Origin of the sequence: Pantoea sp. Lij88 (assembly GCF_030062155.1) — a bacterium.
GTDB lineage: Bacteria > Pseudomonadota > Gammaproteobacteria > Enterobacterales > Enterobacteriaceae > Pantoea.
Genome location: NZ_CP118269.1, coordinates 1,110,162 through 1,124,635, shown reverse-complemented (window position 1 = coordinate 1,124,635; position 14,474 = coordinate 1,110,162). Strand labels below are relative to the sequence as shown.

The window sequence follows — 14,474 nt, the reverse complement described above, 5'->3', positions numbered from 1 at the left end:
CCCGGCGCACCGGGAAGGGCCATTTCATCTTATAGCCTGAAACAGAAAAATATCTCTATTCCCCTCTTCCCGCCCTGCGCAAACTGATTACTATAGAGCCGTCATACATAATGCTGCCTGTGCACGGGCTGTCCGTCTGTTCCTGCTGTTGTTCCGGGCGGGATAACGCGGCTCAGCGACCGGGTGCATCCTGATGAGTGAAGGCAGATTTTCCTCCGATATTTATAGCGAAGCCACTTCCGTTGAACATGCGCACACCCTATTTACTGGCCCTGATGGTTTCACTGCTTCCTTTAAAAAGCATGGCGCAGGTCGCGCCCGATCCCCTGCTGGCCTCACAGATTGTTGATCGCTATGCGGAACATATCTTTTATGGCAGCGGTGCAACCGGCATGGCGCTGGTGGCGATTGATGGTAACCAGCGGGTGTTCGCCAGCTTCGGTGAAACCCGTCCCGGCAACAATGTCCGTCCGCAGAAAGATTCGCTGATTCGCATCGCCTCGCTGAGTAAGCTGATGACCAGTGAAGTGATGGTGAAGATGGCTGAGCGCGGACAGCTTCGCCTTGACGATCCCCTGAGTAAATATGCGCCGCCGGGAGCACGCGTGCCGACTTACAATGGTCAGCCGATTCGACTGATTAATCTCTCGACCCACACCAGCGGACTGCCGCGTGAACAGCCAGGCGGCAAAGCACAGCGTCCGGTGTTTGTCTGGCCAACCAAAAGCGAACGCTGGGCGTGGCTGGCGCGGGCAAACCTGAAAGCGGCGCCGGGCAGCAGCGCCGCCTACTCCAACCTGGGCTACGATCTGCTGAGCGATGCGCTGTCACGCGCCGCCGGTACGCCCTACCCGGCGTTGTTTCAGCAGCTGATTACCCGACCGCTCGGCATGAAAGACACCACCTTTACGCCGTCACCTGAGCAGTGCGGACGCCTGATGGTGGCGGAAAAAGGCGCCAGTCCGTGCAATAACACGCTGGCGGCGATTGGCAGCGGCGGCGTGTACTCCACGCCGGATGATATGGGCCGCTGGATGCAGCAGTTCCTGAACTCTTCGGTTAACCATCGCACGCCGCAGATCGATCGGCTCCAGACGCTGATTTATCGTCGCGATCAGCTGAACAAAGTCGAAGGGATGGATGTCCCGGGTAAAGCGGATGCGCTGGGCATGGGCTGGGTCTTTATGGGCCCGAAAAATGGTCGCCCAGGCATCATTCAGAAAACCGGCGGCGGCGGTGGATTCATCACCTATATGGCGATGGTGCCGCAGCATAACGTGGGGGTTTTTGTGGTGGTGACGCGCTCGCCGCTGACCCGCTTTACGCCAATGAGCGACGGCGTGAACAATATGCTGGCCGAACTGGTCGGTAACCAGCTTGGCTCGCCGATGATGGTGCAGGCTATTCCTTAACGCTGCTGTACGCCACCGTCAGACTGGCTGACCCACAGGGTTGGCCAGTCATCACTGCTGTGCCAGGCGTCACAGGTCGACTCTTCCGCATACTCCGCTAACACAAAACGCGTGCCATCAAACTGCCAGCGAGTGGCCCTGCCACAATCCCCTAATCCACGTCCTTTCCCAAAGGTGTAGAGCTGACCGCTGGCCGCATCATATTCCGCGTTAATCAGCTCAAGCTGTCGATCGCTGGCACCCGGTGGCGTAAACGGCAGCGTTAAGGTGATGCCGCGCGCCACATAAGGCGGGCTGCGCGTCACTTCAAACGCCAGATCGATGACGTTATACGCCCCCATTTCACAACTCACCAGCAGCAACGCGCGCTGGTCGGTAAGGGGCGCCACGCTGACTTCACGACGCAGCGGATCGAGTGAGCAGGAGTCGGTATTGACCCGCCAGGTGCCATAATCAATTAAGCCGCTGGTCTCATCGCGCGTCAGTGCTGCAGGCGGCTGGACAGCGGGCGGCAATGGCGGCAGCGCTGGCGGCGGCGGAACGTCCCAGCTGGCGCGGTTGCCACGCTTGATCCACGCGCTCATGCTGTTGACGCGACCCTGGGTGTCATCCATCAGCAGCAGCGCGGCTTTCATGCCACGCAGGGAGATCAGCGCATTGGGATCAAAAGTCAGCTGCAGGGTTTTGGCCTCCATCACCAGATCCAGGAACTCATCAATGGCAATGGCATTGCTGGTAGCAAGATGATGGGGTTCGACCGTCCAGTGTTTGAGGTCGGGTTTCAGGCGGCGCTGGTCGAGCAGCAAATTATCCTGAAGCGGACCGCCAGGCAGCGCGCCGCTGTAGGCACTGCCGTAGTCGATTCGCAGCAAGGGGCGATCGTTGACGCCCGCATGACGCGAAATCGTCATCACCAGCCCTTTGTCGCCCGGAATATTGCGCGCCACGCAAAAGGCTTCGTTGTTGCAGGTGATTTGCCAGTCGTTGAATGACTTTTGCAACGGTTCCGCCTGAACACAGGCAACCCACAGAGACGGCAACAGCCACAGCGATTTCATCCAATACGACATTAAGAAGATCGATCCCCGAATACCCAGAGTGGAGAGGATAGCGCATCAACGGGCCTGGCAGGGTTCGCATTCTGTGAACCTGTGCAAAAAGCGCAGTTAACTGCTTAAAAAGCGTGCATAAACTGAAAACTCGCCCTTCCACTTTCAACGCTGTCGCGCGGCAACGGGCTTCACGGCACAGTTATCTATGGCTTCAGCCAGCCCGCAATCTGTGCATGCTGTAACAGCATAATGGTTTTGCCGTCGCGAATGCGGCCATCGGCGACCATCGCCAGCGCATCCGGGAAACTCAGTTCCAGCACATCGATTGACTCATCTTCGACGCCACCGCCTGCGTTGTCACGCAGCGATTCATTGTATTCCGCTGCGAAAAAGTGGATGAGTTCGGTCACGCCGCCCGGCGACATATAGCAGGCATAAAGTTTCTCCACCTCGCCCACCGCATAACCGGTCTCTTCAATCGCCTCTTTACGGATGCAATCTTCCGGGGAGTCGTCGTCCAGCAAGCCCGCGCAGGCTTCGATTAACAGGCCGCTGTCGTTACCGTTGACGTAAGTGGCGATACGGAACTGGCGCGTCAGAACCACGCTGTTCTTTTCACGGTTATAAAGCAGGATGGTCGCCCCGTTTCCGCGATCGTAGACTTCGCGTTTATGGCGGATAACCTCGCCACGGCGATCGGTGATGTCATAGGTGTAGTTACGCAGCACAAACCAGTTTTCAGACAGGAGCTTATCTTTGATGATGTTGATCTTAAACGACATGGAGACTCCGCTACCGCATAAAGGGAGTCGTTCATCATAGGGGCAAGCCGGCGGGAAAACTATCCTAATTCGCGTCTCCACGCGTCGGTTTCCGGGCAAAAAAAAGCCAGCCCGGAGGCTGGCCTTCATGTTGCAGAGCCTGTCAGCGAGAGGTGTCGTCAGCCAGTCGGGTCGGCTGAGGTTCCTCTTCGTGATGATCCTGTTCGGTCTGCGCTACGGCGTTAACACGCTTACGCACACCAAACCATCCCAGCACCAGCAACACCGCAATCAGCGGAATAGAGGCGATGGTGTAAGTCCCGTTCGGATAGTCAAACGCCATCAGCACCAGCACGCTGAACAGGAACAGCAGCGTCAGCCATGAGGTAAACGGTGCGCCTGGCAGCTTGAAGCTGACATCATCCGCCTTGCCTTCTTTAATCGCTTTGCGCAGACGCAGCTGGCAAACCACGATAAAGGCCCAGGAAGAGATGATGCCCAGCGAGGCGACGTTCAGGACGATCTCGAACACCTGAGAAGGCACGTAGTAGTTAAGGACTACGCCAATCACATAGACGGCGATGGTCACCAGAATACCGGCATAAGGCACCTGCTGACTGTTCATCTTCGACATGAATTTTGGTGCAGAGCCACCCATCGACATGGAACGCAGAATACGTCCGGTCGAGTAGAGGCCGGAGTTCAGGCTGGAGAGCGCCGCACTCAGCACCACGATGTTCATGATGCTGCCAACGTAAGGCACGCCCAGCTTCGAGAAGAAGGTCACGAAGGGACTCTGACCCGCCTGATAGGCGTTCCACGGCAGCAGCAGCACAAGCAGCACCACAGAACCGACGTAGAACAGGCCGATACGCCAGATCACGCTGTTGATCGCTTTCGGCAGCATGGTTTTCGGGTCTTTACATTCGCCGGCCGCTGTTCCCACCAGTTCGATAGAGGCAAAGGCGAACACCACGCCCTGAATCAGCACCAGCGCAGGCAGTAAGCCGTGCGGGAACATGCCACCGTTATCGGTGATCAGATGGAAGCCGGTGCTGTTGCCATCCAGCGGTTTGCCGGTGCCCAGGAACACCACACCCACCACCAGGAAGATCACAATCGCCAGCACTTTCACCAGCGCGAACCAGAACTCCATCTCGGCAAACCACTTCACGCCGATCATGTTCATGGTGCCGACAATCGCCAGCGCGCCCAGGGCGAACACCCACTGTGGCACATCACCAAACGCGCCCCAGTAGTGCATGTAGAGCGCGACGGCGGTGATATCGACGATACCGGTCATTGCCCAGTTAACGAAATACATCCAGCCCGCCACGTAGGAGGCTTTCTCACCCAGGAACTCGCGGGCGTAGGAGACGAAACTGCCGCTGCTGGGACGGTGTAAAACCAGTTCGCCCAGTGCACGCAGAATGAAGAAGGAGAAGATGCCACACACCAGATAGATGATGGCTAAGGCAGGGCCAGCAGCCTGAAGACGGCCACCTGCACCCAGGAACAAACCGGTGCCGATAGCACCGCCGATCGCAATCATCTGTACATGACGGTTACCCATCGCTTTCTGGTAACCAGCATCGTGAGAGTTCAGCCAGCGACGTTTTGCAGCACGCATCTCACTTGGGGTTTTCTTTTTAGATTTCATAGCATTCCTGTTTGTCCGGACCATCAGTCGTCGTCTCCCCAGTGCGGACGTAACGTCCTGCAAAATGGGGGATTTTCCTCTGTGCCTTTGCCCGTGAGTGAGTGCCGGGCAACGCGGGAATTTACGGCGATGAATCCTACCCGTTCTGCAAGAACGAAGCAAAATATACCGGGCAGATGCACAGGCTGATTTGTAAGAATCCATCCTGATGCACAAAAACAAAAAAACCGGCCATTTTCAGGCCGGTAAAAGCTACAGGGATAGAAACAGGAGGGTTGGGCTAGCGATAAATCTCTGCGGTGCCGCTCCACAGGCTGGAATCGCCTGGGTTATCGACACCGATAACACGGTAATGGCTGGCGCCCATCTCTTCCGCTTTTTGCGACAGCTGGCGATTGGCATCGTCCAGTGAGCCGCGAACGCCGGAGACCGACACGCTGCCGATGCTCTGCATACCCTGCGCCTGCGACTGATCGACCGGCGCAGCGGCGAAAGTGGCAAAGGAGGCGGTAGCCAGTAATGCACCCGCCAGTACAGCATTCAGCTTTTTCATTGGATGCTCCTTAATCTGAGAGGGGTTGAACTGATGAATGGATGGATTATTAACGCTGCAATGAAAAGCAACATCGGGACGATGTAAAACTGTCCCCTTTTTACCCGTAAAACCGTAGCGCATCCTGGGAACTGTCAGTCGCGGTCATTTTGTGTGCGATGTGTTACGTCCTGTGCGATAAACAGGAGATGGATCATTTGCGTAACGTAACGCCACGCTTATAATTCCCGCACTCTGAACAGGGCCATTCATGTGATCGTAAAACGTTCCGTTACTCAAAGCATCGCTCAGGCGCTCAGCGCCATTGTCCTGCTGTCGCTCCTTACGACCGGCCTGGCCTTAGTCACGCTCCTCAGCAGTCAGCGCGACGCCGAGGCGATCAACCTGGCGGGTTCACTGCGCATGCAGAGCTATCGCATGGCCTGGGATGCCAGCCGTCAGCCGCAAAACCTGGCGCATCATTTCGCGGTCTATCAGCAAACGCTGGATGCCCCGGTGCTGCAGAAGCTGGATCATCCCTGGGTACCGCGTGAAGTAAGCGTTCGCTACCAGCGTCTGCGCGCCGCCTGGCCTGGCCTGCAGCAGCAGTTGCAACAGGGCGATACTCTGGCATATCAGCAGCAGGTGCCGATTTACGTCGGTGAAATCGATCGCTTTGTGCTGGGCCTGCAACGCTATACCGAACTGAAAATGCATCTGGTCGCCGCCAGCAGCCTGGTGGGTGTCATTGCGATTGTGGCGCTGGCCCTGATGACAATTCGCTTTACCCGACTGAAGGTCGTGCGGCCCCTGAATGCGCTGGTCACAGCCAGCCGCTACGTCGAGAATGGCAATTTTGCGTTTCCGCCGCTGCACGTGGAGCAGCAGAATGAGCTGCAGGTGCTGTCGCACGCCTTTAGCGGCATGGCGGCCCGTCTGCATTCCCACTATCAGCTGCTGGAAAGCACGGTTCGCGAGAAAACAGAAGATTTAACCCAGGCAAATCGCACACTGTCGCTGCTCTATGACAGCTCACAGATGCTGACCGCCAGCCCGCTGCATCCTGCCCTGTTTGAAGCGGTGCTGACCAATGTACTGACGCGCGAAAAGCTGACGGCGATCCAGCTCGACAGCGACCAGTTCCGCTTCCGCGCCGGTGATGATAAGGCGGCCGGTGAGTGGCAACGCCAGCCGTTACAGCAGGATGAACAGCAGATTGGCGAACTGCGCTGGCTGAAAACGGGCGCCTCTCCGCCAGAGGAGATGATGCGCAGCCTGGCGGCGATGCTGGGACGCGCGATCTGGATCTGGCAGGTGCAGCAGCAGTATCAACAGATGCTGGTCATTGAAGAGCGCGCCACCATTGCGCGGGAATTGCATGACTCGCTGGCGCAGTCGCTCTCCTTTTTACGCATACAGCTGACCCTGTTGCGCCGAACCGTCGATAAAGAGGACAGCGCCGCCCACACCATTATCGCTGACTTCGATCAGGCGCTGGCTGATGCCTATCGACAGCTGCGCGAGCTGCTGACCACCTTCCGTCTGACCATCGAGAAGGCGGATCTGGTGGCGGCGATGCAGGCGATGATCGCCTCGCTGCAGGAAAAGAGCGGCGCAGAGATCCAGTTCAGTTATCAGACCGGTCTGCAGAGTCTGGAGGCGCAACAGCAGGTGCACGTGTTGCAGATCGCCCGTGAAGCGCTGCTGAATGCGATTCGTCACGCCAGCGCGCAGGTTATCCGCGTGGACTATCAGCACAGTGAACAGGGTGAGCACTTACTGACCATTACAGATGACGGCGTGGGGATGAACAGCACGGATGAACCGCCGGGCCATTACGGCCTGACCATTATGGCCGAACGTGCCCAGCGCCTGAGTGGCAATCTGACCCTTCACGCACAGCCACGGGGTACGCGGGTGGAGTTGCGTTTTCCACCGCAACCGGCACGGCAGCTGGCGTAATATATCTTTCAATGAATTAAAACAATCTGTCGGCTACAGGCAGCAGGCGATTTCAGGCACCAGGACGGGCCAGCGAGCGCAGGCTCAACCCCGCCGCGGTCTGAACCGATAAAACGGAGAAACTATGCAACAGTCGGCATTAACCTTGATGATTGTGGATGATCACCCGCTGATGCGGCGCGGCGTGCGTCAGCTGCTGGCGCTGGATCCCCGGCTGGCCGTCATCGCTGAGGCCAACAACGGCACCGAAGCGCTGGCGGAGGCCCGCCGTCAGGAACCTGACATCATTCTGCTCGACCTGAATATGAAAGGCATGTCCGGGCTGGATACGCTCAAGGCGCTGCGCCACGAAGGGATCAGCTCGCGCATTCTGGTGCTGACCGTCTCCGACGCCCGCAGTGATATTTTCGCCATGGTGGATGCCGGTGCCGACGGCTATCTGCTCAAAGACAGCGAGCCGGAGATTCTGCTGGGACATATCCTGCAGGCATCGCGGGGCGAGAAAGTCTTCAGTGAAGGCGTTGCCAGCTATCTGGATAATCGTCAGCACAGTGCCGATCCTCTGCGTCAGCTCACCGAGCGCGAGCGGGATGTGCTGCAGGAGGTGGCGCGCGGCCTGTCGAACAAAGAGATCGCCACCATTCTGCATATCTCTGAAGAGACAGTGAAAGTGCACATCCGCAACCTGCTGCGCAAGCTGGATGTGCGCTCGCGCGTTGCCGCGACGGTGATGTGGCTTGAAAGCCGCAAATAGCCAACGAATTTACATTTTCTCCTCATTTTCTCCACGATTTCCCCCGCTGCCGCACGTAAAGTGAAAGGCGGCGGAGAATCGTGGCAAAGACCCTCCGATTTCTCTGCCTGTGCGCCCCTTGCCGGTGGGCCTGACCGATAATAATAAGTCCTGAGGAGTGTCGATTTAATGTCGAATTTCTTTATCGACCGCCCCATCTTTGCCTGGGTGCTGGCGATTCTGCTGTGTCTGTGTGGCACGCTTTCGATTATTTCACTGCCTGTTGAACAGTATCCCGATCTGGCACCGCCCAATGTGCGTATCACCGCTAACTATCCCGGCGCATCCGCCGAGACGCTGGAAAATACCGTCACCCAGGTGATCGAGCAGAACATGACCGGCATCGATAATCTGATGTACATGTCCTCGAACAGCAGCAACACCGGCCAGGCGCAAATCACCCTCACCTTTACCGCCGGGACCAATCCCGACGAAGCCCGTCAGCAGGTTCAGAACCAGTTGCAGTCCGCGCTGCGCAAGTTGCCGCAGGCGGTGCAGTCTCAGGGCGTGACGGTCAATAAAACCGGTGACAGCAATATTCTGATGGTGGCGTTCGTCTCCACCGACGGCAGCATGGATAAGCAGGATATTTCAGACTATGTCGCCAGTAATATTCAGGACCCGCTGAGCCGTATTGATGGCGTCGGCCAGGTTGACGCTTACGGCTCGCAGTATGCGATGCGCATCTGGCTCGATCCCAACAAACTGATTGCCTACGCGCTGACCACCGACGACGTGGTCAGTGCGATCCAGTCGCAGAACACCCAGGTTGCCGTGGGTCAGGTCGGTGGCCTGCCATCGGTGCAGAAGCAGGCGCTGAACGCCACGGTCAACGCCCAGTCGATGCTGCAGACCCCCGAGCAGTTCCGGGCCATCACGCTGAAGAACAATCCTGACGGTTCTGTCGTGACGCTGGGCGATGTCGCCACCGTCGCGCTGGGCGCGGAAAAGTATGATTATCTGAGCCGCTACAACGGCCAGCCCGCGTCAGGCCTGGGCGTGAAGCTTGCGTCCGGTGCTAACGAGATGAACACCGATAAGCTGGTGCGGGCGCGCATTGAGGAGCTGTCGCACTACTTCCCGCACGGTCTGGAAGCGAAAATCGCCTATGAAACCTCACCGTTCGTCAAAGCGTCGATCACCGACGTGGTGAAGACGCTGCTGGAGGCGATCGTGCTGGTGTTCGGCGTGATGTATCTGTTTATGCAGAACTTCCGCGCCACCTTAATTCCGACCATTGCGGTACCGGTGGTGCTGTTCGGCACCTTCAGCGTGCTCTATGCCTTTGGATTCAGCATCAATACGCTGACCATGTTTGCCATGGTGCTGGCGATCGGGCTGCTGGTGGATGATGCCATCGTGGTGGTGGAAAACGTCGAACGTATCATGCATGAAGAAGGGCTCTCGCCGCGTGCCGCCACGCGAAAATCGATGGGCCAGATTCAGGGCGCGCTGGTCGGTATCGCGCTGGTGCTCTCTGCGGTGTTTGTGCCGATGGCGTTTTTCGGCGGCACCGTCGGCGCCATCTACCGCCAGTTCTCGATCACCATTGTCTCGGCGATGGTGCTGTCGGTGCTGGTGGCGATGATCCTGACACCCGCGCTGTGTGCCACGCTGTTAAAACCGGCGAAAACAGGCGAACCGCATGAGCGTCGCGGCTTCTTCGGCTGGTTCAATCGTCACTTTAATCACAACGCGGACCGCTACGAGCGCGGCGTAGCGGGTATCCTGCGCACGGGCAGTCGCTGGCTGCTGCTCTATCTGGGCATTATCGGCCTGATGGCGTTTCTGTTTCTGCGGCTGCCGACGTCGTTTCTGCCGCTGGAAGATCGCGGTGTTTTCCTGACTCAGGTTCAGCTTCCGGCAGGCGCGACGCTTGAGCAGACGGCCAGCGTGGTTGCCAGAGTCGAAAACTATTATCTCACCGAGGAGAAGGCGAACGTGCTGTCGGTCTTCTCCACCATCGGCGCAGGGCCGGGCGGCAATGGCCAGAACGTGGCACGTCTGTTTGTGCGACTGAAAGACTGGGAAGCGCGGCCCGGAGCCGATCGCACCTCGTTCGCCATTATCGATCGCGCAACGAAGGCGTTTCAGAAGATTAAAGAGGGCCGCGTGATTGCCAGCAGTCCGCCGGCGATCACCGGCATGGGCAGCAGCTCCGGCTTTGATATGGAACTGCAGGATCATGCCGGTATCGGTCATACCCAACTGATGGCGATGCGCGACAAACTACTGGAGATGGCGGGCAACGACAAGTCGCTGTCACGGGTCCGGCACAATGGACTGGATGACAGCCCGCAGCTGCAGATCGACGTGGATGCCCGCAAAGCGCAGGCGCTGGGCGTCTCGCTGGACACCATCAATGACACGCTGACCACGGCCTGGGGCTCCACCTATGTGAACGACTTCCTGGATCGGGGCCGGGTGAAAAAGGTCTATGTGCAGGCCGCCGCCGAATTCCGCATGCTACCGGATGACGTCAACAAATGGTATGTGCGCAACAGCAGCGGCAAAATGGTGCCCTTCTCCGCGTTTGCCACCAGCCGCTGGGAAACCGGTTCCCCCCGTCTTGAACGCTACAACGGCTATTCATCGCTGGAGATTGTCGGCGAAGCGGCCAATGGCGTCAGCAGCGGTACGGCGATGGATGAGATGGAAAAGCTGGTCAATGCCCTGCCGCTGGGCGTCGGGTTTCAGTGGACCGGGGCTTCTTATCAGGAGCGGCTCTCCGGTTCGCAGGCACCGGCGCTCTATGCGATTTCGCTGCTGGTGGTGTTCCTCTGCCTGGCCGCGCTGTATGAGAGCTGGTCGATCCCGTTCTCGGTGATGCTGGTGGTGCCACTGGGCGTGGTGGGCGCGCTGATCGCCACCTGGATGCGCGGGCTGGAGAATGATGTCTACTTCCAGGTTGGCCTGTTGACGGTGGTCGGGCTATCCGCCAAAAACGCCATCCTGATTGTGGAATTTGCCAACGAGATTAACAGCCGGGGACGTGAGCTGGTGGAGTCCACGCTGGAGGCGTCGCGGCAGCGTCTGCGGCCGATTCTGATGACCTCACTGGCCTTTATCTTCGGGGTGCTGCCGATGGCAATCAGCAGCGGCGCAGGCTCCGGCAGTCAGCACGCGGTGGGCACCGGTGTGATGGGCGGAATGATCTCCGCCACGCTGCTGGCGATCTTTTTTGTGCCGCTGTTCTTTGTGCTGGTGCGCCGTCGCTTCCCGCTAAAAGAGAAGCCACACGACTAGCGCCAAATAAAAAGCGGTCACTGATGTCAGTGACCGCCTTATTTATGTGTGTGTTAAGAATTCCAGCAAGTGGGATAGTCCTGCTTTTCTCTTAGCGTATTACTTGTTGCGTAACATCGCTTCGATAAATTCTTTCCAGGTTCCCATTTCGGTGTCAATCATAATGCCCTCTCTTATTGTGCTGGCAATATTACGCTCTTTTTTTAATCAGGTGAATACGTTTACACCTGTTATATCTATCGGCAAGCCGCATAAAAACATGAATGTTGCTGATTCTGGAAGCTGACGCACATTTCAGCAACCCCTTAAGCGCATTGAAGATAATTTATTTTAAGCCCAGCGGTAGACTATTTTATCAACATGGCGAAATTCTTAAGCACGCATCGATAAGCAGGGTAATAATTACCTGCGAAATTGATAGCGTTTACCCGGGGCGACATAACGGCACGGCGTGCAGGCTATCCGGGCCGATAACCGCGCCCGTGCAGATGCCGCAACGGATCACACTATGGTAAACTCGCGCTTTGGCTGCTTTTTTCAGCTTTCTTCTCACAGGACAATAAGGATCGGGCAATGAGCACGCAGTGGGTGATGTTCGGGATTAAAAATTGCGACACCTTAAAAAAAGCCCGGCGCTTTTTAACAGACGCAGGTGTTGAGTATCACTTTCACGACTACCGTGCGGATGGCCTGAGCGATGCCCTGCTGCAGTCATTTATCGATGCGCTGGGCTACGAAGCCCTGCTTAACACCCGCGGCACCACCTGGCGTAAACTGCCCGAAGCTGACCGTGAAGCGGTGACCGATGCCAGCAGCGCTAAAGCGCTGATGCTGGCGCATCCCGCTATGATTAAGCGTCCGCTGTTGCGCGCCCCGGATGGCGCCCTGCTCGCCGGTTTCAGCGAAGCCACCTATCAGAATGCTATCCAGGAGAAGTCATAATATGTTTTGCCCGGTCATTGAGCTGACGCAGCAGCTTATTCGTCGCCCCTCTCTCAGCCCCGATGATGCCGGATGTCAGGCTCTGCTGATCGCCCGTCTTGAAGCCATTGGCTTTAAGATTGAAACGATGAACATCGACGACACCCTGAATTTCTGGGCCACCCGTGGCGAAGGTGAAACGCTGGCGTTTGCCGGTCACACCGATGTGGTGCCGCCTGGCGATGCCAGTCGCTGGATTAATCCGCCATTTGAACCGACGATCCGCGATGGCATGCTGTTTGGCCGCGGTGCGGCCGATATGAAAGGCTCGCTGGCGGCCATGGTCGTGGCTGCTGAACGTTTTGTGGCGGTGCGTCCCAATCACAGAGGCCGCCTCGCCTTTATGATTACCTCTGATGAAGAGGCCAGCGGGGCCAACGGTACGGTAAAAGTGGTTGAACGGCTGATGGCGCGCCGCGAACGGCTCGACTATTGCCTGGTTGGCGAGCCGTCCAGCACCGAAGTGGTGGGTGACGTGGTGAAGAATGGCCGCCGTGGCTCAATCACCGCCAATCTGACGGTGTATGGTGTGCAGGGCCACGTTGCCTATCCGCATCTGGCAGATAACCCGGTTCACCGGGCGATGCCTGCGCTGACTGAGCTGGTCGCGACCGAGTGGGATCAGGGAAATGAGTTCTTCCCGGCTACCAGTATGCAGATTGCCAACGTTCAGGCGGGCACCGGCAGCAACAACGTGATCCCCGGCGAGCTGTTTGTGCAGTTTAACTTCCGCTTCAGCACCGAACTGACCGATGAGATGATTCGCCAGCGAGTCGCAGAGCTGCTGGAGCGTCACCAGCTGCGTTACACCATCGAGTGGAAACTTTCGGGTCAGCCCTTCCTGACCACGCGCGGTAAGCTGGTTGATGCCGTCGTGAAAGCTGTGGCGCACTATAATGAAATTAAGCCGCAGCTGCTGACCACCGGCGGAACCTCCGATGGCCGCTTTATTGCCCGGATGGGCGCGCAGGTGGTGGAACTGGGGCCGGTGAATGCCACCATTCATAAAATCAATGAGTGTGTGAAAGCCTCCGACCTGCAGATGCTGAGCCGGATGTACCAACGCATCATGGAACAACTGATCGCCTGACGGCGGTTTTAAGGAGCAGCAAATGGAATTTATTAAAGATTACTGGTGGATCCTGGTGATCCTGCTGATGGTTGGCGTGCTGATGAACGTTTATAAAGATCTGAAACGCATCGATCACAAAAAATTTATGGATAACAAACCTGACCTGCCGCCGCATCGTGATTTCAACGATAAATGGGATGACGACGACAACTGGCCGAAGAAGAAGTAAACGAAAAAGCCCCTGCAATGCAGGGGCTTTTTTACATCATCGCGATAACGTCATCGTCACCGGGTTTTGCGCCGCTTAACGCCTCATCAAAGTAGCGTTTTGGCACCGTATAACGCAGATGATTCAGCGCCAGTTCCATGCTGCGGTGATCGATGGCATGCGCCAGATCGTCAACGATATCCAGCGTGACGTCGCCACCACAGGCAGTCAGCCGCTGCTCCGCCTGCTGCGCATGATGCAGCGGGATCTGCTCATCATAATCACCGTGGATCAGGTGAATCGTGGTGCGGGTACTGGCGTGCTCAGGCAGGGTAATAAACCGGCCATTAAACACCACCGCACGGCCCGCCAGATTCGGGTACGCTTTGACCGCTTCCAGCACCATACTGCCGCCCTGCGAAAAGCCGACCAGGGCTGTCGCTTCCGGGCGCACGCCGCTCTTTTTTTGCCAGTGACGCACAGACTCAACAAACTGCGGCATCGCCGCATCAACCCGCTGCTGGATAGTCTGATCGTGAAGGTCGGTTTCGCCAAACCACTGACGAACCGCGCCAGGCGAGCCGACGGACACGACCAGTGCGTCGGGAAACGTTTTCGCAAACCAGTTGCCAATCTCACCCATTGAATCCGGGTTATCGCCAACGCCGTGGTAGAGCAGAAACAGCTGTGCTGTGGTAGCAGGCTGTTGAACGATTACATATTTCAGTGTCATGTTGACCTCCTGTGTTCACTCTACGCTGCGTGGAACAAAATGATATGAGGATAATTTGAGCC

Annotated in this window: 13 protein-coding genes; 7 read left to right on the top strand and 6 right to left on the bottom strand. The window is 57.3% G+C overall.

Annotated elements, in window-relative coordinates; translation table 11 throughout:
- Window positions 1-248: 248 nt before the first annotated feature.
- Window positions 249-1,412: a D-alanyl-D-alanine-carboxypeptidase/endopeptidase AmpH gene (gene ampH / locus PU624_RS09115; protein WP_283547358.1), complete on the top strand. Its 1,164-nt coding sequence runs from the start codon at window positions 249-251 to the stop codon at window positions 1,410-1,412.
- Here the strand turns inward: ampH and PU624_RS09110 are convergent.
- The 4 genes from PU624_RS09110 to PU624_RS09095 all read right to left on the bottom strand — a co-directional run bounded on the left by PU624_RS09110 (window position 1,409) and on the right by PU624_RS09095 (window position 5,438).
- The gene (locus tag PU624_RS09110; RefSeq protein ID WP_283547357.1) at window positions 1,409-2,482 is read right to left on the bottom strand and encodes a DUF1176 domain-containing protein; all 1,074 of its coding nucleotides are present in this window, start codon (window positions 2,480-2,482) and stop codon (window positions 1,409-1,411) included. The genes ampH and PU624_RS09110 overlap by 4 nt on opposite strands.
- 185 nt (window positions 2,483-2,667) lie before the next feature.
- Window positions 2,668-3,246: a GDP-mannose pyrophosphatase NudK gene (nudK, locus tag PU624_RS09105; protein WP_283547356.1), complete on the bottom strand. Its 579-nt coding sequence runs from the start codon at window positions 3,244-3,246 to the stop codon at window positions 2,668-2,670.
- A gap of 142 nt (window positions 3,247-3,388) precedes the next feature.
- Entirely contained in the window at window positions 3,389-4,885 is a 1,497-nt protein-coding gene (ansP, locus tag PU624_RS09100) for an L-asparagine permease (RefSeq protein WP_283547355.1), read from the bottom strand.
- Window positions 4,886-5,165: 280 nt separating this feature from the next.
- The gene (locus PU624_RS09095) at window positions 5,166-5,438 is read right to left on the bottom strand and encodes a YdgH/BhsA/McbA family protein (protein ID WP_136196800.1); all 273 of its coding nucleotides are present in this window, start codon (window positions 5,436-5,438) and stop codon (window positions 5,166-5,168) included.
- A gap of 252 nt (window positions 5,439-5,690) precedes the next feature.
- Here PU624_RS09095 and narQ point away from each other — a divergent pair, with 252 nt between their 5' ends.
- The 3 genes from narQ to acrD all read left to right on the top strand — a co-directional run bounded on the left by narQ (window position 5,691) and on the right by acrD (window position 11,418).
- A complete protein-coding gene (narQ, locus tag PU624_RS09090; RefSeq protein WP_283547354.1) occupies window positions 5,691-7,379 on the top strand; it encodes a nitrate/nitrite two-component system sensor histidine kinase NarQ in 1,689 nt (562 codons plus the stop codon).
- Between the two features lie 124 nt (window positions 7,380-7,503).
- Window positions 7,504-8,133 carry a response regulator gene (locus PU624_RS09085; protein WP_283547353.1) on the top strand — a complete coding sequence of 210 codons (630 nt, stop codon included), beginning with the start codon at window positions 7,504-7,506 and terminating at the stop codon, window positions 8,131-8,133.
- 168 nt (window positions 8,134-8,301) lie between these two features.
- The gene (acrD, locus tag PU624_RS09080; RefSeq protein WP_283547352.1) at window positions 8,302-11,418 is read left to right on the top strand and encodes a multidrug efflux RND transporter permease AcrD; all 3,117 of its coding nucleotides are present in this window, start codon (window positions 8,302-8,304) and stop codon (window positions 11,416-11,418) included.
- Window positions 11,419-11,517: 99 nt separating this feature from the next.
- On the opposite strand, the gene PU624_RS22305 is transcribed toward acrD, so the two are convergent.
- Window positions 11,518-11,565, bottom strand: a complete 48-nt coding sequence (locus PU624_RS22305; protein WP_488262409.1) for a hypothetical protein — start codon at window positions 11,563-11,565, stop codon at window positions 11,518-11,520.
- 426 nt (window positions 11,566-11,991) lie between these two features.
- Here PU624_RS22305 and PU624_RS09075 point away from each other — a divergent pair, with 426 nt between their 5' ends.
- The 3 genes from PU624_RS09075 to PU624_RS09065 are packed head-to-tail and all read left to right on the top strand — an operon-like array spanning window position 11,992 to window position 13,700.
- On the top strand, window positions 11,992-12,360 hold the full coding sequence (locus tag PU624_RS09075; protein WP_283547351.1) for an ArsC family reductase: 369 nt from the start codon (window positions 11,992-11,994) through the stop codon (window positions 12,358-12,360).
- A gap of 1 nt (window position 12,361) precedes the next feature.
- Entirely contained in the window at window positions 12,362-13,489 is a 1,128-nt protein-coding gene (gene dapE, locus PU624_RS09070) for a succinyl-diaminopimelate desuccinylase (protein WP_283547350.1), read from the top strand.
- Between the two features lie 22 nt (window positions 13,490-13,511).
- Window positions 13,512-13,700 (top strand): YpfN family protein, encoded by a 189-nt coding sequence (locus tag PU624_RS09065; RefSeq protein ID WP_003848800.1) that lies wholly within the window; start codon window positions 13,512-13,514, stop codon window positions 13,698-13,700.
- 31 nt (window positions 13,701-13,731) lie between these two features.
- Here the strand turns inward: PU624_RS09065 and ypfH are convergent, their stop codons facing one another.
- Window positions 13,732-14,412: an esterase gene (gene ypfH, locus PU624_RS09060; RefSeq protein WP_283547349.1), complete on the bottom strand. Its 681-nt coding sequence runs from the start codon at window positions 14,410-14,412 to the stop codon at window positions 13,732-13,734.
- Window positions 14,413-14,474: the final 62 nt, after the last annotated feature.